This is a genomic window from Pseudomonas sp. PME37.24/006, from assembly GCF_055556635.1.
Window position 1 is genome coordinate 1 of the sequence record NZ_JBVHNL010000096.1, and the last position, 272, is coordinate 272.

The 272-nt window shown below is 62.9% G+C and carries 1 protein-coding gene; it reads right to left on the reverse strand.

The window, feature by feature from the left end; translation table 11 throughout:
- Positions 1 to 243 (reverse strand): sodium:solute symporter family transporter (locus ACZ3GY_RS23985; protein WP_465912238.1); only part of this gene is annotated, 243 nt, incomplete at its 3' end.
- Between the last annotated feature and the right edge of the window lie 29 nt (positions 244 to 272).

The window sequence follows — 272 nt, forward strand, 5'->3', positions numbered from 1 at the left end:
GGTGAGCGCCGGCACCGTGAGGTAGATCAGCATGATGAAGAACAGCGTCCAGAACACCGAACTGCGCGCGCCCGCCACGGTAGGCGTGGTGTAGTAGCGCATGAGGATGTGCGGCAGCGCCGCCGTACCCAGCATCAGGCAGAACACCAGCGCCAGGAAATTGTTGCGTTTGATGTCCGAGCTTTGCTGGTCGCGACCGGGGAAGGGTTCGGTCTGCGAGACCGGTGGCTGCGAACGTGCCAAGTTGGCCGCACGTGCTTCGGTCCATTTGC